Annotated in this window: 19 protein-coding genes and 1 other RNA gene; 18 read left to right on the top strand and 2 right to left on the bottom strand. The window is 47.6% G+C overall.

Annotated elements, in window-relative coordinates:
- Positions 1-17 precede the first annotated feature (17 nt).
- Genes ACLTD4_RS06060 through ACLTD4_RS06095 form a run of 8 tightly spaced genes read left to right on the top strand, consistent with a single transcriptional unit; the run spans position 18 to position 7073 of the window.
- Entirely contained in the window at positions 18-932 is a 915-nt protein-coding gene (locus ACLTD4_RS06060; protein WP_055659928.1) for a carbohydrate ABC transporter permease, read from the top strand.
- An 18-nt stretch (positions 933-950) separates the two neighbouring features.
- A complete protein-coding gene (locus ACLTD4_RS06065; RefSeq protein WP_055659929.1) occupies positions 951-1796 on the top strand; it encodes a carbohydrate ABC transporter permease in 846 nt (281 codons plus the stop codon).
- Positions 1797-1812: 16 nt separating this feature from the next.
- A complete protein-coding gene (locus ACLTD4_RS06070; protein WP_055659931.1) occupies positions 1813-2526 on the top strand; it encodes a PIG-L deacetylase family protein in 714 nt (237 codons plus the stop codon).
- A gap of 30 nt (positions 2527-2556) precedes the next feature.
- The gene (locus tag ACLTD4_RS06075; RefSeq protein WP_055659932.1) at positions 2557-3399 is read left to right on the top strand and encodes an amidohydrolase family protein; all 843 of its coding nucleotides are present in this window, start codon (positions 2557-2559) and stop codon (positions 3397-3399) included.
- Positions 3400-3412: 13 nt separating this feature from the next.
- A complete protein-coding gene (locus ACLTD4_RS06080) occupies positions 3413-4426 on the top strand; it encodes a zinc-dependent alcohol dehydrogenase (protein ID WP_117622687.1) in 1014 nt (337 codons plus the stop codon).
- An 11-nt stretch (positions 4427-4437) separates the two neighbouring features.
- Positions 4438-5592 carry a mandelate racemase/muconate lactonizing enzyme family protein gene (locus ACLTD4_RS06085; RefSeq protein WP_055659935.1) on the top strand — a complete coding sequence of 385 codons (1155 nt, stop codon included), beginning with the start codon at positions 4438-4440 and terminating at the stop codon, positions 5590-5592.
- 13 nt (positions 5593-5605) lie between these two features.
- Positions 5606-6352 carry an MBL fold metallo-hydrolase gene (locus ACLTD4_RS06090; protein WP_181988618.1) on the top strand — a complete coding sequence of 249 codons (747 nt, stop codon included), beginning with the start codon at positions 5606-5608 and terminating at the stop codon, positions 6350-6352.
- Between the two features lie 58 nt (positions 6353-6410).
- A complete protein-coding gene (locus tag ACLTD4_RS06095; protein ID WP_055659939.1) occupies positions 6411-7073 on the top strand; it encodes an RraA family protein in 663 nt (220 codons plus the stop codon).
- A gap of 271 nt (positions 7074-7344) precedes the next feature.
- Here ACLTD4_RS06095 and nagB read toward each other — a convergent pair whose 3' ends face one another.
- Positions 7345-8085 carry a glucosamine-6-phosphate deaminase gene (gene nagB, locus ACLTD4_RS06100; protein ID WP_055659941.1) on the bottom strand — a complete coding sequence of 247 codons (741 nt, stop codon included), beginning with the start codon at positions 8083-8085 and terminating at the stop codon, positions 7345-7347.
- Between the two features lie 120 nt (positions 8086-8205).
- Here nagB and ACLTD4_RS06105 point away from each other — a divergent pair, with 120 nt between their 5' ends.
- On the top strand, positions 8206-10719 hold the full coding sequence (locus ACLTD4_RS06105; protein WP_117622685.1) for a DUF6128 domain-containing protein: 2514 nt from the start codon (positions 8206-8208) through the stop codon (positions 10717-10719).
- Between the two features lie 16 nt (positions 10720-10735).
- On the opposite strand, the gene ACLTD4_RS06110 is transcribed toward ACLTD4_RS06105, so the two are convergent.
- Positions 10736-11431, bottom strand: a complete 696-nt coding sequence (locus tag ACLTD4_RS06110; RefSeq protein WP_055659944.1) for an anaerobic ribonucleoside-triphosphate reductase activating protein — start codon at positions 11429-11431, stop codon at positions 10736-10738.
- 188 nt (positions 11432-11619) lie between these two features.
- Here ACLTD4_RS06110 and tadA point away from each other — a divergent pair, with 188 nt between their 5' ends.
- The 9 genes from tadA to ACLTD4_RS06155 all read left to right on the top strand — a co-directional run bounded on the left by tadA (position 11620) and on the right by ACLTD4_RS06155 (position 21255).
- Positions 11620-12117, top strand: coding sequence for a tRNA adenosine(34) deaminase TadA (gene tadA, locus ACLTD4_RS06115; protein ID WP_055659946.1), 498 nt, complete (start codon positions 11620-11622; stop codon positions 12115-12117).
- A 119-nt stretch (positions 12118-12236) separates the two neighbouring features.
- Positions 12237-12498, top strand: an RNA gene (gene ffs / locus ACLTD4_RS06120) — signal recognition particle sRNA large type.
- Positions 12499-12731: 233 nt separating this feature from the next.
- On the top strand, positions 12732-13811 hold the full coding sequence (locus ACLTD4_RS06125; RefSeq protein WP_055659948.1) for a 6-phosphofructokinase: 1080 nt from the start codon (positions 12732-12734) through the stop codon (positions 13809-13811).
- Positions 13812-13824: 13 nt separating this feature from the next.
- On the top strand, positions 13825-15447 hold the full coding sequence (gene dnaX / locus ACLTD4_RS06130) for a DNA polymerase III subunit gamma/tau (RefSeq protein WP_117622684.1): 1623 nt from the start codon (positions 13825-13827) through the stop codon (positions 15445-15447).
- A gap of 16 nt (positions 15448-15463) precedes the next feature.
- Entirely contained in the window at positions 15464-15817 is a 354-nt protein-coding gene (locus ACLTD4_RS06135) for a YbaB/EbfC family nucleoid-associated protein (protein ID WP_002605641.1), read from the top strand.
- Between the two features lie 2 nt (positions 15818-15819).
- Positions 15820-16416: a recombination mediator RecR gene (gene recR, locus ACLTD4_RS06140; RefSeq protein WP_002605640.1), complete on the top strand. Its 597-nt coding sequence runs from the start codon at positions 15820-15822 to the stop codon at positions 16414-16416.
- A gap of 30 nt (positions 16417-16446) precedes the next feature.
- Positions 16447-19587: a hypothetical protein gene (locus ACLTD4_RS06145; RefSeq protein WP_117622683.1), complete on the top strand. Its 3141-nt coding sequence runs from the start codon at positions 16447-16449 to the stop codon at positions 19585-19587.
- 94 nt (positions 19588-19681) lie between these two features.
- A complete protein-coding gene (locus tag ACLTD4_RS06150) occupies positions 19682-20515 on the top strand; it encodes a Cof-type HAD-IIB family hydrolase (RefSeq protein ID WP_055659954.1) in 834 nt (277 codons plus the stop codon).
- 11 nt (positions 20516-20526) lie between these two features.
- On the top strand, positions 20527-21255 hold the full coding sequence (locus ACLTD4_RS06155; RefSeq protein WP_117622682.1) for a CvpA family protein: 729 nt from the start codon (positions 20527-20529) through the stop codon (positions 21253-21255).
- The last annotated feature ends 491 nt before the right edge of the window (positions 21256-21746 follow it).

Here is a 21746-nt window from a genome sequence, read left to right on the forward strand (position 1 = left end):
AGAGGAGGATGCCGGCTTTGAAAAAAAAAGACAACGGAAAACAGAAACAATGGAGCGGACGGGACAGTAAATATATCAATGCGGCGCTGTTTGTTCTGCCGGCAGTCCTGTTAGTTACTGTATTTTTGGTATATCCGATTATTCTTTCGTTTAAGTACAGTTTTACTGACTGGAATGGAGTGTCAGAGGAGTACCACTTGATCGGACTGGAGAATTACCGGAATGTAATTGCTTCTTCGGAGTTTAAGACACTCTTTTCCAATACATTCTATTTAATTATCTTGTATGTACCGGTTTTAAATATTATGGCCATCCTTTTTGCTGTAATTATTTATGATATCGGAAGGGCGGCTAATTTCTATAAAGTGGTCCTGTTTCTTCCCAATATTGTCTCCATGGTAGTCGTGGGATTTATATGGAGAACGATTTATAATCCGGCTACGGGGCCGCTTGTGTACCTTCTGGAAAAGATGGGGATGGAAAACCTGATTCAGGACTGGTTGGGGCAGAAGCAGACGGTAATGCCGGCGCTGAGCGCGGCAATTGTGTGGTTTGCCGTAGGATTCTATGTTTTAATCTATCTTGGGGGCCTTTCTACGGTCCCCGAGGAACTTTACGAAGCGGCGGCTGTGGATGGAATCAACTGGTGGCAGAAGCTTTGGAGAATCACTCTGCCTCTGATTGTGCAGTCTGTGACCATCAATATCATCGTGTCTACGATTGCAATTCTGACCTTGTTTGATCTGCCGTACGTTCTGACGCAGGGAGGGCCAGGATATGCATCACAGACCATGGCGCTGATGTCATACCAGTATGCGTTTAAGGCAATGTCACAGGGGAAGGCGATGGCGATGGCTGTTATGCTGACTTTAATCACGGTGGTATTTGCGGTAGCAGAATTGTTTGTTCTGAACAGAAAGTCATCTGACTGAGCGAAAGGAGGTTGACAGATGAACTTAAGCGTCAGGGGAAAACGGCGATTGAAGGCGGCAGTTACCAATGGAATTATGATTGTCATTATGGTCTTTTACCTTTTACCGTTCTGGTATGTAGTGAATAATGCATTTAAGGAGCGTTCCTATATTTCACTGCAGCCATTCACCATCAATCTGGATATTTTTACACTGGATAATATCATCTCGGCTTTTTCTAAAATGAATTATCCGGTCGCTTTTTTTAACAGCTTCTCAGTACTTGTGATATCGTGTCTGATTTTTATCCTATTAGGGTCTATGACGGCCTACGGGATCTATATTGCGGACCATAAGTTCTTTAACCGGCTTTATGTGCTGTTTGTCGCTCTGATAGCACTGCCGTTTCAGGCGGCTATGGTACCGCTTGTAACACTTTTGAGGACACTTCATCTTTCTGATAATTTTTTTGGACTGGCGCTGATATATTCAGCCATGTTTATGCCGTTTATTGTATTTTTATATACCGGGTTCATGAGGTCTCTGCCCAAAGAACTGATGGAATCAGCACGAATTGACGGATGCAGCTATTTTCAGGTTTATGCATATGTGTATATGCCGCTGCTCAAGACTGTTACGGGAATCGTGCTCGTTCTGCGAGGGGTCTATGTGTGGAATGATCTTCAGGTTCCTCTGATTGTGATTAATAATCCGGTAAGGCAGACGCTGCAGCAAAGGCTTTATGTATTCGCCCAGTCAAGAATTGGTAATTTTGATCTTGTATTTGCAGGGGCGCTTCTGACCTGTCTTCCGATGATTCTGCTATTTTTGATGATGCAGAAATCCTTTATCAAGGGGGTCATGGCGGGAAGTGTGAAAGGATAGAAAAGAGGAGAATGTGATGAATGTTGTTTCTGTTATGGCGCATCAGGATGATGAGCTGATGTGTCTGGGAACTATGCTGAAAATGAAGGCCAGAGGGGACAGCCTGCACTTTATCTGTCTTACCGGAGGCGAAATGGGGATGGTGCAGTACCCGGAGATGAGCAGTAAGGAGGCCTCGGAGTGCCGTAAAATGGAAATGGAGGCACTGGCAAATGAGGCAGGGGGGAGTTACCAGTGCCTGGGCTTTGAGGATGAATTCTTATTTGACGGAAAAGAGGTCAGGCTGGCTTTAATCGATGCTCTTCGGAGGACAAAGGCGGACGTGATTTTTACACATTATCCGGTCGATTACAATTTGGATCATATGAGAGTGAACCGGCTTGTGCGGCAGTGCGCCATGCAGATGGCATTTCCTATGATTAAGACGGCTGCGCCGCCTGTGGAAGGATTTCCGGCTGTATTCTTAGTGGAACCGGCGGATGGCTTTGAGTTTGAGCCGAGTCACTGGGTGGATATTGATGACGTGATGGCAGAGAAAATGCGACTTGCAAAGCTTCATCAGAGTCAGGATGAGGCATTTAAAGCGGCATTTGGAAATGGCTATGGAATCGAGGAATGGGCTGGAAAAATCTCTGGTTTTCGAGGGCGTCAGTGCGGCTGCAGCCATGCGGAGGCATTTGTACCGATGAGGACAAGAGGCTTTGTGAAAGGCTTTCAGGTACTTCCATAAATTATTTTTAAATGGAAAGGCGGAAAACAGATGATTGTAGATTTACATACGCACTATGTGCGGTACCCGGATGACTTTACGGAGCCATTTTTCAGCGACTTGGATAGGTGTAGCATTCCGCGGGAGTCCTGGAATTACTCAGAAGAAGAGTATTTAAAGGGAACCGAGGAGGCAGACCGTGTTGTGGTATTTGGATTGAGGGGGAAAAAGACGGGCTGGCGCGTGGATAATCGGGTAGCAGCGGAATTTGTTTCGAAGAATTCTGAAAAGTATCTGTTTTTTACATCGATTGATCCGACAGAGGCTGATTTCATGCGAATGCTGGAAGAGGACTATGAGAAGTATCACTGCAGAGGGGTTAAGATCGGTCCGGTTTATCAGGGGCTGCACCCGCATGCTCCGGAGTATTACAAGATCTATGAATATTGTGAAAAGCATCATCTTCCCATTATGACCCACATGGCAACGACATTTTCCTCTGGAGTACCACTTTCTTATGGAAATCCTGTTTTGATGGACGAGGTGGCATGCGACTTTCCAGATCTTAAGATAGTGATGGCGCATCTCGGCCATCCATGGGTGGGAGAATGCATTGCCGCCATTCGGCATCAACCAAATTTATTTGCGGATGTTTCAGCGTTGTATTACAGGCCGTGGCAGTTTTATAACGCAATGCGGCTGGTAGAAGAATATGGTGCCGGAAATAAGGTCTTTTTCGGTTCTGATTTCCCCGCAACGACGACAGGGGATTCGATCCGGGGATTTCGAGGTGTGAATGCTATCGTTAAGGGAACCGGGCTGCCTCCGGTATCAGAACAATTGATTGAATCAATTATAAACAGGGATTCCCTGGAGATTTTGGGAATCAAATAAGGGGGGGAATGGGATGAAAGCACTTGTTCTGGAAGCACAAGGGCGGCTGGCACAAAAAGAATGTTCGGTTCGCCAGCCTGACCCGGACGAATTATTGGTTAAAACAGAGGCGGCGACGATCTGTACATCTGATTTAAACGATATCAAACACAACTCCTTTGGAATTCATTTTCCAATGATTATGGGACACGAGGGCGCCGGGGTGGTGGCGGCAGTCGGAAAGAACGTAACTGGATTTAATATAGGTGACCGCATAGCGGCTCATCCGGTTATGCCTTGCGGCACCTGTTCAAACTGCTTAAGAGGGCTGCCGCATCTGTGTGGCAATATGAAGCATCTGGGAATCAACCGGGAGGGAGTTTTTGCAGAATATTTTTGTATCAGAGCCGACCGCGCAAGGAAGATTCCCAATACTATGGACTATGATGTGGCAAGCCTGATGGAGCCGGTCAGCGTATGTATCGAAGCATTGGAACGGGCAAATGTAAAAAAGGACGGGACTGTACTGATTATTGGTGACGGACCTTTCGGAATTATTATGACGAGACTGTTGAGGGCATACAATCCGGGCAGAGTCATTCTTACAGGGCGTCATTCATTCCGCTTGGCTATGGCTGGAAATGGAGATACGATTCATGAACGTGAAACGGCAGACGTATCAGAAAAAGTATATCAGTTGACAAATGGCGAAGGTGTCGATAGCGCGGTACTCTGTGTGGGAACCGGGCAGGCTGTAAACACGGCTATTACCTGTTTGAAGGCGAGAGGAACATTATCCGTATTTTCCGCAGTTACGCCAATGCCGGCAATTGATCTGTTCCGTGTTCATGTTAAGGAGCTGAATTTATGCGGCTCCTGCAACGATGAGAATTATCTGGACAGGGCGCTGGAACTGCTGGATAAGCAGGAGCTGGGACTAAAGGACATGATTACGCATCGAATTCCATTTGATAATTGGGAAAAGGCTTTCGAACTGGCGGAAAAGGGAAAAGATGAAGCGCTTAAGGTGACGTTGACATTTACGTGAGGAGGTAGCTTGTGAAGATTACAGATGTGGAAGGCATCATACTGGAATCTCCGGATAAATACTTGAATCCGGCAGGAAGCGAGGAAGCAACTGGTGTCGCATACTGTTTTCTGATAAAGATCAGTACGGATGAGGGAATAACCGGCTGGTCTGATGTGGAGACGGCTCCTCATGTGGCCAGTTCCCTGATCGGCGCGCCGAGGACGGGGTCCGATATGATGGAAGGAATCCGGGAAATGCTTATAGGAGAAGATCCCTTCGAGGTGGAGAAGATATGGAATAAGCTTTACCTGGGGACCGCCTACTATGGCCGGCGCGGCGTAGCCATCCAGGTAATGTCAGGGGTCGATATTGCCTGTTATGATATCATAGGAAAGGCAGTGGGAAGACCGGTATATCAGCTGTTGGGAGGCGGTTACAGAAAGCAGGTGAGAGCGTATGCGTCCACTTTATTCCGGCCGACGCCGGCTGATATAAAGAGAGCCTGCGATTACTATATGTCAAAGGGCTTTACCGCAATTAAATTTGGCTGGGGAGTTTTTGGTCAGAATGTCATCCGTGATATAGAGCTTGTGAAGGCGGCAAGAGAAGCCGTGGGAGATCGTGTGGAGCTGTTGGTGGATGCAGGCTGGAAGACCAGCCGCAGTGCTTATGATGCGGTGGAGCTGCTGCGGAGACTGGAGCCGTATCGCATTTACTGGCTGGAGGACTTTCTGCATCCGGAGAACTATGAAGGCTATCGAAAGGTGAAAGAGGCAGGGGTGAAGACGAGACTGGCCGCAGGGGAGCAGGAAGCAACTGGCTGGGGATTCAGAAGACTCATTCAGGAAGGGAAGATAGATGTTGCGCAGCCCGACATTTCACGATGTGGAGGTTTTACCCAGATCAGAAAGATTATATGGGAGGCAGAAGCAGCGGGAATTGATGTTTGTCCTCACGCATGGCTTACGGACTTGCTGACTGCGGCGAGTCTCCATGTCAATGCGGTGCTCCCAAGGAGTCTGTTTTTGGAATATAATGTGAGTTCCAGTCCCATGCTTCGTGAAATTATTGATAATCCGGTACAGATGGATGAAAATGGTATGATGGATGTCCCACAGGGGCCGGGGCTCGGAATCACAGTGAATGAAAAGGCTATAGAAAAATACCGGGTTTATGAATGGTAAAGGGGGGAGAATAATGGTTTGGCAGGAATATGAGTCCGTCGAAAAATCCGCCTTATGGTTTCTTGGTCAATCCGGGTTCTATTTAAAAAGCGGAGGAGTATCCGTGGTCATTGACCCATATTTAAGTGACTGCGTCGGGGAGAATTCCCCATTATTTACCAGGATTTATCCGGCACCGGTATCGCCTTATGATTTAAAAGCGGATATCTATATTGTGACTCACGACCACCTGGATCATTTGGATCCGTCTACAATCCGGGCCTATTCCCATAAAGAGGAGACTATATTCGTGGCGCCGCGTCATGCCGCTAAAAAACTGGAGATTTTAGGAATTAACCCGCAGCAGATCCGAATCGTGGATCAGGGGGATGGATTAGCTGTAAGCGGGGTCAATATACAAGGCGTTTTTGCACTGGGTACTGATGAAGGCGTTCTCGATACGACTGGATACCGAATTCGATTTGAAAATGGGAAAAGCGTCTATCATACCTCAGACACTTCATTCTGCGATTTGCTGCTGAGAGCGTGTCCTCATGCAGATGTTCTTTTGCCCTGCATTAATGGAAAGTTTGGGAATCTGACAGCGGAACAGGCCGTTCTGCTTACCCAGGCAGTTAATCCACAGTATGTTGTGCCCCACCATTATGATGTCATGGAGCTGAACGGAGAAAATCCGAACGTATTCCGATATTTCTGCGCTCAGAGTGAAATGGAAGAAAAGTGTCGGATTTTAAAACCATTGGAGATGCTGGAATGGTAAGATCACTAATGTACGAAAGCGTGAATTCTTAAGGTGACAGAAAAAGGGAGATGCAGAAATGACAGATCATGAAAAGTATAAATGGATAAAGGATAACTTATATGTGCCGGTAGTGTGTGATATTCTGGATCAATTGGGATACCGGCATCAGGCTATGCATCAGCGGCTGCGGCCGCTAGACGAGACTTGCTGTGTGTTTGTAGGGCGGGCCAGGACTTTCCGGTGGCTTGAGACTGATTATGTGGTCCAGGATAATCCATATGGAAGAGAGATTGAAGCTATGGACAGCTTGGGAGAGAATGATGTAGCGGTTCACTCTACAGACAGCGGAGGGACAAACGCACCCTGGGGGGAATTGATGTCGACAGCGGCTATGATGAGGAAGGCGGTTGGCTGTGTCTGTGACAGCCAGATCCGCGACTGTATCCGCATCAAAAAAATGGGATTTCCCGTATTTTATGCGGGAATCCGTCCGCTGGACAGTAAAGGACGGGGGCTGGTGGTGGATTATGATGTTCCGGTGCGCTGTGGTGATGTTCTGGTGAATCCAGGTGATTTGATTTTTGCAGATTTTGATGGAGTTGTGGTGATTCCAAAAGAGGTTGAGGAAGATGTTCTGGATTTGGCAAAACAGAAGGCCGCTATGGAGAACGTATCGCGAAAAGAGCTTTTAGAAGGAAGAACCTTAAGAGAGGTATATGATAAGTACGGGGCACTGTAATATGATGTCCTTACATGATTTTCATAATTCTAAACGGTTCTTTCAACCTTAGGTTTGTTATAATAATTCGCCGAGGTGTCAGAACGATGACCGATAAGACTCTGGCAGGTATTCTGTGACTCAAAAAACGACGAAATTCCATGGACTATATGTCACTAAATGCCGCACGTAATGGAATTAAACGTAATGATGGGATTAAACGAAAAGCCCCTCCGGTATGAAACCGGAAGGGGCTTTTCATTTATGTACCGTTCAAACAGTACCGCAGTTTTTATTTGCAACAGTCATCGAGTTTTGCAAGGGCAGCATCATCAGCTACGATCGTTACGTCCGGATGCAGCTGTAAGATGGAAGCTGGAACGCGAGGAGTCACTGGTCCGCAGATGACTTCACGTAAGATGGCAGCCTTGTCCTCGCCGCTTACTACCAGCAGTATTTTTTTCGCGCTCATGATGGTTCCGATACCCATGGTATAAGCCTGGCGCGGAACATCGTCAATGGAAGCGAAGAAGCGCTTGTTTGCTTCGATGGTGCTTTCCTGTAAGTCTACGATATGAGTTTCCTTCGGATATTCATCGGCCGGCTCGTTAAAGCCGATATGGCCATTATGGCCGAGGCCTAAAAGCTGGAGGTCTACACCGCCTAACTCATGGACTACCTTTTCGTAACGCGCACACTCTTTTGCAGCGTCAGGCTCTGTGCCATCAGGGATGTTGGTGTTCTCTTCCTTGATGTTGACATGTTTGAACAGATTCTCGTGCATGAAATAGTAGTAGCTCTGATCGTTATCTCTTGTCAGTCCCTTGTATTCGTCCAGATTGGCAGTCTTTACTTCAGCAAAATCCAGATCACCGTTGTTGTACCATTCGATCAACTGCTTGTAGGTCCCGATCGGTGTGGATCCGGTAGCGAGTCCCAGTACGCAGTCTGGTTTCATGGTAACCTGAGCGGAAATAATGTGTGCCGCTTTGCGGCTCATGTCATTGTAATCCTTTGCGCGGTAAAGTCTCATTTTTATAGCCCTCCATGTTCTTGAAAAAAAATTTTATTTCATTTATAGCATTAGGATAACATTTTTATGGCATAGTTTCAATGGCTAATTGCATAAAATATTTATAAAAGGGGTGATATCATGTCCAATTATCGGAGACTAATCTCATATATCTATGCCTATGAAGGCGGAATCAAAGGAAAAAACATTGGGTTCGCGAAAATAGAAACGCGGGGCAGCCAGTGTAAGATTACGGTGAATGTTAAGAAGGTTTATGTGGGCGGCAATGATATCGGCGTCTATCTGCTGGCCGGTGAAAAGGAAATCTTGCTGGGAAATATTTTTATCCGCGGAGGTTCCGGGGAATTCCGTACGGTCGTTTCGGTAAGCGACGTGGAACACTCCGGAATTCCCATGGATCAGTGTTACGGTCTGACGGTCCATGATGTGGAAAATACGTGGCGCTCTTACACGACGATCTGGGAGGACGCGGTGGCCCACGCCGCTGAAGTAGAACTTTCCAACACACTTCCCGAGAAAAAGGAAAGAGAAGAAACGGCTCAGGAAGCGCAGATTAAAAAGGCAATGAAGGAAATTGAGGAAGAGTTCCCTGTAGAAGCTGTCCAGGAAACAAAGGAAATTGAGAAGCAGGATAAAATGTCCCGGGAGCAGTTAAAGGCATTTACAGAGAGCGCCAGAGAGCAGTCGAAAGCATTTGCGGAGAGCATCAGAAAACAGGTGGAACAGTCTGCAGATACGACGGAGCAGACGGCGGAAGCATGGATCAGGCAGCAGGAAGCCAGGATGGAATGGTCCAGAGCAAAAGCTTCTTACATAGAATCCATGAATGAGCCGGCGAAGCCGGAAATGGTGCCGGTGGAAGAGCCGGTGAGTGATCTTCACAGCACGGAGGAACCGGCTGCAGATAAGGATACTCCAATTCAGGAACCGTATCGGCAGCAGCAGGAACCCATGAAAATGGCACACGCGGATGAGGGATCATATCGAAAACAGGGTAATTCTGCGCGCAGCTACACCGGTTTTTCCAGTATCCCGGCTGTAGAATATGCCGCTGAACTGATGCCGGATATCGAGACGGTTACCACACTTCACACAGGAATAATGGAGTCGGATACGGAGGAATCTTATTATATAGAAGAAAAAAATCAGGCTCCGTTTATGGCTGAAGGGCAGTGTGGTGCTGACCCGGAAGAGATGCTGTATAATGTGGAAGAGACTGAAACCCGGAGTGATTTTCTGGAAGATATCCAGGGAGAGACGATCTGCTACCGGGCCGATACATCAGGTTCCTTTGTCTCCAGACCGGAAAGCGGATCGTACCAGCAGCTTGAAAAAATGGAAAATTCAGAGCGTTTAGCCGAAGAAATGAGGATGAATGAACCAGAGCTGAGCGCGCCGGAGTCAATAAAATCAGGAGTATATGCGCCAGAACTTCGGGAAGCAGAGATGGCAGTACCGGAAAATGGTCCGGAAAATGAGCCGGAACGTATATCGGGATATGCATCACAGCACGCATCGGAATATGCGCAGCAAGCCCCAGACATGTATGGCAGCCAGGACACATATGAAACGTCCGGCGCCCATTCAGCAAGCGATATATATGGCATTCCAGGCACATATGCCATGGAGAATACACAAAATTCTGTTATCTCCGGCACAATGACCGGTACGCAGAATATTTCCAGTTCCCATACAGAGGAATCCATGCAGGAAATATCAGAAACGTATTCGACAGACGGAATTGATGACATTTCGGAAATGACCTCAAAAGACGCTGTTCAAAGCTCTTCAGAAACCGCCGCGCCAAAAGGAATGCGCGGATATCCGCTTAATCGTCCGGTAGAAAGTATGTGGTACAGTTCTGACATACGCCCGGCGGGAGAAACACATGATTCTCTCAAAATGAGCGCCTTAGAAAATTACGCAGCGAAATCTCGTATGGCGGAACCTATACAGGAATCCGGAGAGCCCGAAGAACCGGCCGCAGTAAGAGGTGAAAATCCGGATAGATATGCATCAAAATCAGCAGCGTTCTCATCATCAAAACCATCGCCGTTAACAACATCAAAACCAGTGCCGGAAATAATACCGGAAAATGCAGAATCCCACAGAACGGATGAAGTATCGGGAGCCGCGCTGGCACATACGGTGGATGAAGAACCCAAGGCACCGGAGCCCCAAAAGGCTCAGAAACCTCAGCCTGTTCCGGGCAATCCAATGGAACTGGAACGGTTGTTAAAGACTGAGGAAGAGGATGAAGATTCCAGCGAACGGGTATGGGAGAATTTGAGACGGGATCACACAAAAATCCTGGATTTTGATTATGAAAAGGGCTGTGAAATCCTGACTATTAAGCCACAGGATATCGGCCTTCTGCCCAGAGAGATATGGGTATACGGAAATAACAGTTTCCTGCTTCATGGATATTATAATTACCGCTATTTAATTTTGGCAAAATTGTTTAACCCGGAGGGGACTCCACGCTATCTGCTGGGGGTCCCGGGGCATTATTACAGTAATGAGCGGTATATGGCATCGATGTTTGGTTTCCCCAATTTTGTTCTGTCAAAGAATCAGCCAATAGAAGACGGACGTTTCGGATACTGGTATACCGATGTAAAGATTGGAAGCTGATACCGTCAGCCATCTGTCAATAATCGATTCCGCGCAGAGAAACGCCAGCCATATATGGATGGAGAATTTCTGCAAAAGCCAGAAGCTCTTCCTTGGTACACGAACTGAAGCCGGAACAAAGGACTTCACCGGAGTCCACATAGTTTTGGAGGTAGTAGTGCCGGCAACCCTCAAGCCACCGTCCGATATCCAGAAAATCCTGGCTGTCATGAAGTTCCTTCACGACGGTGGTGCGGAACTCATACGGGATGGAGCCATTTATCAGAAATGCCGCACTTTCCTCTATTTTTTCCATCTGAATGCCGGGAATGCCTGCCACGCGCGGGTAATTTTCCCGGCCGGCCTTGATATCCATTGCGATATAATCGAGAAGCCCTTTCCCGGCGAGATCCTTTAAGACGGCGGGCTTATAGCCGTTGGTATCCAGTTTGATTAAGTAACCCATCTGCCTGATCCTGCGGATAAAATCTTCCAGATCGTCGGAGAGTGTTGGCTCTCCGCCCGTGATGCAGACCCCCTCTAAGACAGATGTGCGCCGCTTCAGGAAGGTGAAGAGAGAAGCCTCACTCATGGCTTCTTCGGCATCATTTCCCAGGAGTCCGCTGTTGTGGCAGAAAGGGCAGCGGAAGTTGCAGCCGCCTAAAAATATGGTGGCAGCGACATGGCCGGGGAAATCCAGGAGAGTTGTTTTTTGCAGACCGCAAATTTTCATAATTTTCGCTTCCTTATTTTCATGGTGTATTTTTCGTGATATACTAAAATGCATTGGTTATCAGTGCACTTAAAAGTAAGTATATCATAAACACTAAGTTCGTGAAAGACCTCCCGGTGTGTTTGAAAGAACCTGGCAAGTGTTCATTGTATACCATATTTTTGAAATGAGTGAAAAGAGGGACCGGCATGAATGCTGATGAAAAATATATGCGTGCTGCTATAGGACAGGCCCGGAAAGCGGGGGCTATCGGGGAAGTACCCATCGGATGCGTCATCGTCTATGAGGACAAGATTATTGCGAGGGGATATAACAGGAGAACGATTGATAAGAATGTTCTGTCTCACGCGGAGATCATTGCCATAAAAAAAGCATGTAAGAAGATGGGGGACTGGAGGCTGGAAGGCTGTACCATGTATGTGACCCTGGAACCATGTCCCATGTGCGCCGGGGCAATCGTCCAGGCCAGAATACCCAAAGTCGTAATCGGCTGCATGAACCCGAAGGCCGGGTGTGCCGGATCTGTGCTCGATTTGCTTCATGAGGACGGTTTTAACCATCAGGTTGAGATGGAGAGCGGCGTTTTGGAGGAAGAGTGTTCGCGGCTTATGAAGGATTTTTTTAAGGCTCTCAGGGAAAAGAAAGCAGCCATAAAAAAACAAAAACAGGAAGAGACGACTCCTTGACAAATAGCCGGATTCCATGTATACTAAATTGGCTATACATGAAAAGATGTATACGTGTGCGTTAATATATGTATATATATGGAAAGTTCGCATACAGACCAACACATGTCATAAAGTTTCCGTGCAGCCGGGGAGATAGCGGTGCCCTGTACCTGCAATCCGCTCTAGCAGGGGTGATGTCTCACCTCGGATCGTCTATTGCAGGGCTGCCCCTGATAAGTGGCGATGACGTTTGGGTCTTACGCAACAGGAATTCATGAACCGTGTCAGGGCAGGAATGCAGCAGCACTAAGTGGAACCTCCTGTGTGCCGTGAGGCAGCCTGGACTGAGTTAACTGTCAGGGTAACGCCTGTGGTAACGATACAAAGTGAGACGCACGGATTAAAAATATAAATAAAATACAGCGAATAGAAGACAATAAGACACCGGGGAAGCAAAATCCGGTGTCTTTCTATATGTACAATCATTACCATTTAACTGGTAATTTTCTTACATTTCCCGATAGAACAAAGTTTTCCCTTGCCCCACCCTTCCCTTTGTATTATAATTATGTACAAAATGGGTATATAGTATCTATTTTCCTAAACATGAATCTAAGAAGGGGTGTGCTTTGATGATGAGAGTTGGAATGCTTACAAGCGGCGGCGACTGCCAGAGCTTAAACGCGACAATGCGCGGTGTGGCAAAGGCGCTGTACAGAATGTATGACGATGTGGAGATAATTGGTTTTGAAGACGGATACAAGGGCCTGATTTATGCTGATTACCGTGTTATGCAGCAGTCAGAGTTTTCAGGGATTCTGACGGAAGGCGGGACAATCCTTGGCACCTCTCGACAGCCGTTCAAACTGATGCGTACACCGGATGAGAACGGACTCGACAAGGTAGAAGCGATGAAGCACACCTATAAAAAGCTGAAACTGGAATGTCTCGTTGTTCTGGGAGGAAACGGCAGTCAGAAGACGGCAAATCTTCTTCGCGAGGAAGGGCTGAATATCATTCATCTGCCGAAGACAATTGATAACGACTTATACGGAACCGATGTGACCTTTGGTTTTCAGAGCGCCATCAATGTGGCGACCAACGCCATTGACTGCATCCACACCACGGCGGCATCTCACGGCCGTGTATTTATTGTGGAGGTCATGGGCCATAAAGTAGGCTGGCTTACCCTGTATGCAGGAATTGCAGGGGGAGCGGACATTATTTTACTTCCCGAGATCCCTTATGATCTGGATATTGTCGTGGAAGCCTTAAAGAGCAGGACGAAGAGAGGAAAACGTTTCTCTATCCTGGCAGTGGCGGAAGGTGCCATTTCCAAGGAGGACGCCGCTCTTACCAAGAAAGAATTGAAAGAAAAGAAGAAAAACGGAGTGATCTATCCGTCGGTCGCTTATGAGATCGGCGCTCAGATTACAGAACGCACGGGACAGGAAGTCCGTGTGACTGTTCCCGGCCATATGCAGAGAGGCGGCGAACCATGTCCATACGACAGGGTTCTTTCGACACGTCTGGGCGCGGAGGCCGCGTATCTGATTAAGAATAAGGAATACGGCAATATGGTGGCAGTGATCAACGATGAGATCGTGAAGGTGCCGCTGGAAGAAGTTGCCGGTAAATTAAAGACGGTCGATCCTGAGAGTTCTATCATTAAGGAAGCCAAGATGATAGGCATCAGCTTCGGCGATGAGTAAGGAGCCATAGAGCATGTCGTATACGGCATTATACCGGAAATGGCGTCCTGCGTCCTTTGCGGATGTCAGAGGCCAGGACCATGTAGTACAGACTTTGAAAAACCAGATAGTATCCGACCGTATCGGACATGCGTATCTGTTCTGCGGTACCAGAGGTACCGGTAAGACCAGTATTGCAAAGATATTTGCGAAAGCGGTTAACTGTGAGAATCCGGTGGACGGCAGTCCCTGCGGAGAGTGCCAGACGTGTAAGAATATCGCGGCTGGCTCCTCCTTAAACGTAGTGGAGATCGACGCCGCTTCCAACAACGGCGTCGAGAATATCCGTGAGATCAGGGACGAGGTCCAGTATCCCCCTACGGAAGGAAAATATCGGGTTTATATTATTGATGAGGTTCATATGCTTTCTACAGGAGCCTTCAACGCCCTCTTAAAGACGCTGGAGGAACCTCCATCTTATGTCATCTTTATTCTGGCGACCACCGAAGTGCAGAAAATACCGGTCACGGTCATGTCACGGTGTCAGCGGTATGATTTTAAGCGGATTACGGTTGATACCATTGTGTCTCATTTGCAGAAGCTGACCGAAGCTGAGAATATTTCAGTGGAGGACAAGGCGCTGGCCTATATTGCCAAAGCGGCGGATGGGGCCATGCGTGATGCGCTGAGCCTTCTGGATCAGTGCGTGGCCTTCCATTATGGAGAGATTCTGACATATGACAATGTGCTGGATGTCCTCGGCGCCGTAGATATTACGGTATTCAGCCAGTTATTTCGCGCTGTCGTGGAGAACCGGACGAAGGACTGTATTAAGAGTCTGGAGGAGATGGTAATCCAGGGACGCGAGCTGGGGCAGTTTGTAACAGACTTTATCTGGTATCTCAGAAACCTTCTCATTGTAAAGTCTGTGGATGACGCGGAAAATATGCTGGATATGTCAGCGGAGAATATGAATCTTCTGATGGAAGAAGCCGGCCTGGTCGATGGAGAGACGCTTTTGCGGTTTATCAGGGTGTTCTCCGATCTCTCGAACCAACTTCGCTACGCATCCCAGAAGCGGGTGCTGATCGAGGTGGCTCTCATTAAACTGACCCGCCCCGAGATGGAAGAAAATCTGGATTCCGTCATTCAGCGAATCGGCAACATTGAAAAACAGCTGGAAGAAGGCGTCTTTGTAACTGGCGCCATACCTTCAGGTGGTATCGGTATGGATTCCGTACCGGCCGGAGACAATGGAAGAACGGGCGGAAACGGCGCCCCGTCAGAACCGGTGACACCTGCGGAACGCGTTGCGCTCCCCAAGGGGCAGTTGGAAGACTTAAATCTGGTCCGTAACGAGTGGGGAAAGATTGTAAAAGACCTGGGAGGTCCGATCCGGGCCAGTTTCCGGGATACGGTGGTAGAACCGGCGGGAGAAAGCTGTCTCTGCGTTGTGTTCACAGACCAGAGCAATTTTATTATTGGCAGCCGTCCGACGACTCTGGGAGACATCGAACGGTATGTGGAAGAACATTATCAGAAATCAATTTATTTTAAGGCAAGACTGCGGGGCGGCGGAGAACGCCTCGATACCATTTACGTCAGTGACGAAGAATTAAAAGAAAACATTCACATGGATATTATAATAGAAGATTAACAGGAGGACATACACCATGGCAAAGCGTGGCGGTTTTTCAGGCGGAATGCCTGGCAATATGAATAATTTAATGAAGCAGGCTCAGAAAATGCAGCGTCAGATGGAAGAGACGACGAAGGAGCTGGAGACAAAAGAGTATACGGCGACAGCGGGCGGCGGAGCAGTATCCGTTACCGTTTCCGGAAAGAAGGAAGTGACTGCGGTGAAGCTTACTGAAGAAGTGGTGGATCCGGATGATATTGAGATGCTGGAAGACCTGATTGTGGCTGCGACCAACGAGGCGTTCCGCCAGATGGAGGAAGAGAGCAGTGCGGCCATGTCCAAGCTGACCGGCGGCCTCGGCGGTATGGGCGGAGGCTTTCCTTTCTAATCATGGATTATTACAGCAGTCAGATAACGAAATTAATAGAAGAGCTTTCCAAGCTTCCCGGAATAGGAAGCAAATCTGCACAGCGTCTGGCATTTCACATTATCAATATGCCGGAGGAATCAGTAACGAGCCTCGCCTCATCTATTACTGAGGCGAAGCATAATGTCCATTACTGCAAGGAGTGTTTCACTCTAACAGACCAGGAGCTGTGCCCGATCTGCAAAAGTGACAAACGCAACCATAAAGTCATCATGGTTGTTGAGGATACAAGGGATTTGGCGGCTTACGAAAAAACGGGGAAGTATGACGGTGTTTACCATGTGCTTCATGGAGCGATCTCTCCCATGCTGGGAATCGGCCCGAATGATATCAAACTGAAGGAGCTGATGCAGCGGCTTCAGGGTGATGTGGAAGAAGTTATCATCGCTACCAATTCCAGTCTCGAAGGGGAAACTACGGCGATGTATTTAAGCAAGCTGATAAAGCCTACAGGCGTGCGGGTAACCCGTATTGCCAGTGGCGTACCCGTCGGCGGAGATCTGGAATACATAGATGAAGTGACATTGTTACGGGCCCTGGAAGGCCGGGTCGAACTGTAACTCATTAACCTTGTTAGGAGATGCAAAAGAATGGATAAGTACGAGTTTAATATTAAAGTTGAACAGATAAAGAAGCTTGTCGGCAAGAGTGATTATGAGACGGCCATGAAGATTGCCGATACCATTGACTGGAGGCGTGTGCGGAACACGAACCTGCTGTCTATGGTAGCCATGGTTTACGAAAAAAATGAGGACTATGAAGAGGCCAGAGAGATTCTTCTTCTGGCGTTTGAACGTGCCCCCATTGGGAAACGTCTGCTCTATAAGCTGGCAGAACTCGCATTAAAAGAGGGCAATATTGATGAGGCTGAGGCATATTACAGGGAATTCAGCGATCTGGCCGGAGATGATCCGAGACAGCAGCTTCTACGCTATTTAATTTTGAAAGCAAAAGGTGCGCCTGCCCAGCAGTTAATCCATTCTCTTGAATCTTATACAAGTCAGGAAATTGATGAGAAATGGCTGTATGAGCTGGCTGAGCTTTACAGCATAGCAGGTATGGCCGACAGATGCGTGGAGACCTGCGATAAGATCATGCTGATGTTTGGTCTTGGAAAATACGTGGATAAGGCGATGGAACTGAAAATCCAGTACGCACCGCTTACGACCTACCAGATGGATCTGGTGGAAAACCGTGATAAATATGAGGCAAAGCTTCGTGCTGTGGAACAGGAATACGGACTCGGCGGAGGCCAGATGAATGTTCCGGAGCAGGATGAAGAGTACTATGATGATGGTAATCCGGGGATGGACATGCCGGAGGAACCCTATTATGGAGATTTACAGGCCAGGATGCAGGAGGCCGAGGTTCAGGAAGGACTGGCCCGGGAGATGTCCCGCATGTCCTACGAGGAACCGCCGGCTGAACAGCGCCCCAGAAGACATGACAACACACGGGTACTCGATGATATCAGACGGATTAACCGCCCGGTTATGAGGAACTCTGAATATGATGGCGCTTCCATAGCGGCCGGAGAGACCGCGGCAGCAGGAACTGCATATGCAGGAGGTGCATTTGCCGGGGCAGCAGACGGAATGGCTGGTGCTGCATACGGTGCAGCGGATGCCGTAGTCCATATGGCTGGGAATGCAGAGCGCCTTGCCTCTGCGATGCCAAGACCGCGCGGAATGATGCGTATGCCGGAGATGGCTGATGAAGTCCCTGCAGAGCCGGTGATAGAGGAAGATTACACCTATGGAAATTCTGGATATGGAGAATCCTATGGGGAATCTTCTTATGGCGATGCCTCCTATGAGGACGGCTCCTATGGCGACACTTCTTATGGCGGACGGGCTTATGGCGGAGATACCTATGGAAAGCCAGGATATGGGGAGAATTCCTATGGCGAGCCGGTATACGGAGAGAATGCGTATGGAGAGGCAGCTTATGGAGAAAATGCATATCGAGAGCCAGGCTATGGGGAGCATGCATATGGAGATGCCTCCCATGGCCAGAGTACCTATGGAGAGACCGCCTATGGTGAAAACACCTACGGAGATTCTGCCTATGGAGAAAACAACCATGAAGGCGCAGCTTATGGAGATAACTCCTATGGGGAAGCAGCCTATGGAGAAAATACTTCTGAAGAACCGGCCTATGGCGGGGATTTGGCTGATGACGTAGCTTACGGTGCATCTGATTATGACGATCCGGAATATGGTAAGACTGCTTATGGTGACACTGCATACGGTAAGACTGCCTATGGCGATACTGCATACGGCGACGCTGCTTATAGTGACGAGGTTACTGGTGAATCAGTTTCCGGTGAATCGGTTTCCAGTGAGACTGCATACAGCGATTCCGCAGATGGTGAATCAACTGGTGATGATCCGGTCTATGGAGAGACTGCCTATGATGAACCAGAGACATCCTATGATGAATCAGAATGCGATAATTCCGCTTACGTTCAGGGGGATTCTGAATACAGCACACAGGAAGACCATACCGTAAATGTCACTGTTTTGAACAAACGGCGTACAGAAGATGATGTTCTTGAGATAGAAGACCTTGAAGAGGAAGAGGAAGAACCTCCTGTATTAAATCATTTGATGATTGAAGCCAGGACTCCTGAAAAAGGACTTAAAATTGCTGTAGAGGCATTAAAGCAGATTCATAATGAATCCGGCATAAAAAATCCGGTCGCCAAGATTACAGGAGAGAAGCTTTCCAAAAGAGGTGTGCTCGCATCCGCATCTAAACTGGCCGGAAAAGATCTTGTTATAGAAGAGGCGGGAGATTTGACTCCGGAAGCCTTAGAAGAATTATATGAACTGATGAATCACGATAACAGCGGCATGATCGTCGTTTTGATCGATAATCCCAAACAGATGGAGAATCTTCACAGAAACCATCCGCGTCTTGCCAGCAAGTTTGAATGCATAGGAAGCGGAGAAGGCTATGAACCTGGCGAGGAGTATACTCAAACCATATCTCCGGCACAGGAGCCGCGTCCGGCGGTAAGAAATGAAGAGCCTGCTAAGAGGGCTGCTGCTCCCAAAGCTGCGGTGAGACCTCTCTATCCGGAACGAAATGATGCTCCGGTCAGACGCCAGCCGGCTCCACCAGTCCAGGAGGTTATTCCTGAACCGCGCCGTCAGCAGGCTTACGCCGATGAACCTTATGAAGAGAATTCTTACGATCAGGATATCAGAGATGCACAGTCATATGAGACGGATTCTTATGAAGAGGAAGCTTACGATGATTTCCCGGATGCGGAAGCGGCGCCGAAAAAGAAAAAAGGTCTGTTCCGCAACCGTAAAAAGCCGGTTTACGAGGAGATGGAACCGGAAGAGACCTATGATGAAAATGACGATTACTATGTGGAAGAAGACGAAGACGGCGAGGAAGCCATGTCTTACCGCAATGATGATGGTCCTGGAAGTCACGGGGAAGAGATGGATATTGACGAGTTCGCTCAGTACGCCTGCCGTTATGCTAATGAAATTGACTGCAGCATAACCGGCAAGAGCATGCTGGCCCTGTATGAGCGAATCGAGATCATGGAAGAGGATGGAGTGGCGCTGACAAGAGAGAATGCGGAAGGCCTGATTGAAGAAGCGGCAGACCGTGCAGAAAAGCCATCCTTCGGAAAGCGCGTCAAGGGAATATTCTCATCCAAATACGATAAAGACGGCCTTCTGATCCTGAAAGAAGAGCATTTTATTTACTAATCAAAACGGCGGTAACTCTGCTGTAAACCTTTGATTCTGCACAGGAACCGAATTGGTGGACGGCGGTATCAAATAACTAATTGGAGCATGAACTGTGGATATCAGATTAATTGCACTTGATTTGGACGGAACGCTTCTGGACAGCCAGAAGCGTCTGTCTTCCCGTAACAGACAGGCGCTGACGGAATGCCTGGAACGAGGCATTCACATTGTTCCGACGACCGGAAGAACCGTGTCTGGGATTCCTTCAGTCGTCCGGGAACTGCCGGGAGTACGGTATGCCATTACAACGAATGGCGCCGTGGTAGAGGATATGAAAGAAGATTTAACGCTGTCGGAGTGTACCATTCCATGGGAGCTGGCGCTGAAGATATTAAAAATTATTGATCAGTATCACGTAATGTACGATCCATACATTGAGCGTCGCGGCATTACCGAACCGCGTTTCTACGAACATTTAACGGAATACGGTCTGAGGCCGGAGCTTCAGGAAGTGGTCCGGATGACCAGAGATGTTTATCCGAATATTATTGAGTTTCTTGAAACCTGCCGGAAGCCAGTGGAGAAAATTAATTTGTTTTTTCCTGAGATAGAAGAACGAACAAAGGTAAGAAAGGTGCTGGAAGAGATCGATGGAATTCTCATTACCTCCTCCATGCCCACGAATCTTGAAATCAACGCGCCAGGAGCGACAAAAGGTGGTGGTATCCGCCGGCTGGCGGAGCATCTGGGGCTTAAGAGAGAGCAAACGATGGCTATGGGAGACGGGGAAAATGATTTCTCCATGATCTTAGAGGCCGGAATCGGCGTAGCCATGAAAAATGGCCGACCGGATCTCTGCAAGGCAGCTGACTATATTACGGACACAAACGACGAAGATGGAGTGGCATCGGCCATATACCGATTCGTCCTGGAGGCAGAATTATAACGAGGAATTTTATGGAAAATTGGTTATCGATCGCGGCCGGGGTCTACCTGCTGTCCATGGTTTTATACGGACATTACAGGGGATTTATCCGGCTTGCGGTATCTATGGTGGCATTAGTGGCGGCTCTGGCAATTGTGCACGTATCCATGCCGAAAGTAACAGAATATTTAAAAGAAAATACATCGATACAGCAGACACTGTCTAACAGCATGAAGCAGGCTGCAGGCATCGGCCTGCCGGAAGAAACTGGTGATGAGGAAGAGAAAGATGAAGATGTGCCATCCGTACAGCGGACGATTATCGAGAACCTTAATCTGCCTCAGAATGTCAAATCGGCGCTGATAGAAAATAATAATCACGAAGTCTATGAGTTTTTGGGAGTCAATGCCTTTGCTGATTATATAGGAAACTATCTGGCGGACATGATTTTAAATTCCGTGGGCTTCGTCCTGATGTTTGCGATCGTATATCTTCTGATTAAGCTGGTGGTGCGCTGGCTGGATTTGATTGCCCGCCTTCCGATCCTTTCTGGAATGAATAAAATTGCGGGTGCGCTCCTCGGAGGTGTTCAGGGTCTGATTTTTCTCTGGATTCTCTGTCTGGTCCTAACTGCGTGCTCCGGTACTTCATGGGGAATGACACTGATTCATCAGGTGGAAGCCAGTAAATGGCTGTCCTTTCTATATGAACATAATTTCCTGAATGCAATTGTTTTGAGCGTCATCCATGGTATGCTGTAGGTCTGCAATTGTTGATATCATATATTCAATTAAAACAAATCGCTGGTCAGAATGAAAAAATGTCTGTCCGGCGATTTTTGTTATAACCACAAAATATAGGAAAAATCAAGAAATAAGAGCATATTTAGTGTTGCAAAAAATTGTTTGAGAAAATGGAACAAATTCCCTTGACATTATTTGGCGAACATGATATATTATAACTCCAGCACGGACACAGTCCGGTGCAGGCTCAGCTGAAGAGCTGAAAAGAAAATTTAAAAAAGTTGTTGACAAAACAGAGACGATATGGTAATATAAACGAGTTGCTGTTGAGAACATAACAACACAAAGCACTTTGAAAACAGAAGATTGAACAGTATGTAAAACCCTGAAAATTCTAATAAAACAAGCCATTGTTTGATGGCTTTGAATGAGAAAATTCAGAACGAATACAATTATTGTATACGAACCAAACAACAAGTAAAACGGGAAATAAATTAGCTAGTTAGTTG

The organism is Hungatella sp. (assembly GCF_046966825.1).

Bases quoted from the DNA above. Each gene is read 5' to 3' on its own strand.
- ACLTD4_RS06065 (WP_055659929.1), top strand. From the start codon at position 951: ATGAACTTAAGCGTCAGGGGAAAACGGCGATTGAAGGCGGCAGTTACC.
- ACLTD4_RS06070 (WP_055659931.1), top strand. From the start codon at position 1,813: ATGAATGTTGTTTCTGTTATGGCGCATCAGGATGATGAGCTGATGTGT.
- ACLTD4_RS06075 (WP_055659932.1), top strand. From the start codon at position 2,557: ATGATTGTAGATTTACATACGCACTATGTGCGGTACCCGGATGACTTT.
- ACLTD4_RS06080 (WP_117622687.1), top strand. From the start codon at position 3,413: ATGAAAGCACTTGTTCTGGAAGCACAAGGGCGGCTGGCACAAAAAGAA.
- ACLTD4_RS06090 (WP_181988618.1), top strand. From the start codon at position 5,606: ATGGTTTGGCAGGAATATGAGTCCGTCGAAAAATCCGCCTTATGGTTT.
- ACLTD4_RS06095 (WP_055659939.1), top strand. From the start codon at position 6,411: ATGACAGATCATGAAAAGTATAAATGGATAAAGGATAACTTATATGTG.
- nagB (WP_055659941.1), bottom strand. From the start codon at position 8,085: ATGAGACTTTACCGCGCAAAGGATTACAATGACATGAGCCGCAAAGCG.
- ACLTD4_RS06105 (WP_117622685.1), top strand. From the start codon at position 8,206: ATGTCCAATTATCGGAGACTAATCTCATATATCTATGCCTATGAAGGC.
- ACLTD4_RS06110 (WP_055659944.1), bottom strand. From the start codon at position 11,431: ATGAAAATTTGCGGTCTGCAAAAAACAACTCTCCTGGATTTCCCCGGC.
- tadA (WP_055659946.1), top strand. From the start codon at position 11,620: ATGAATGCTGATGAAAAATATATGCGTGCTGCTATAGGACAGGCCCGG.
- ACLTD4_RS06125 (WP_055659948.1), top strand. From the start codon at position 12,732: ATGATGAGAGTTGGAATGCTTACAAGCGGCGGCGACTGCCAGAGCTTA.
- dnaX (WP_117622684.1), top strand. From the start codon at position 13,825: ATGTCGTATACGGCATTATACCGGAAATGGCGTCCTGCGTCCTTTGCG.
- ACLTD4_RS06135 (WP_002605641.1), top strand. From the start codon at position 15,464: ATGGCAAAGCGTGGCGGTTTTTCAGGCGGAATGCCTGGCAATATGAAT.
- recR (WP_002605640.1), top strand. From the start codon at position 15,820: ATGGATTATTACAGCAGTCAGATAACGAAATTAATAGAAGAGCTTTCC.
- ACLTD4_RS06145 (WP_117622683.1), top strand. From the start codon at position 16,447: ATGGATAAGTACGAGTTTAATATTAAAGTTGAACAGATAAAGAAGCTT.
- ACLTD4_RS06155 (WP_117622682.1), top strand. From the start codon at position 20,527: ATGGAAAATTGGTTATCGATCGCGGCCGGGGTCTACCTGCTGTCCATG.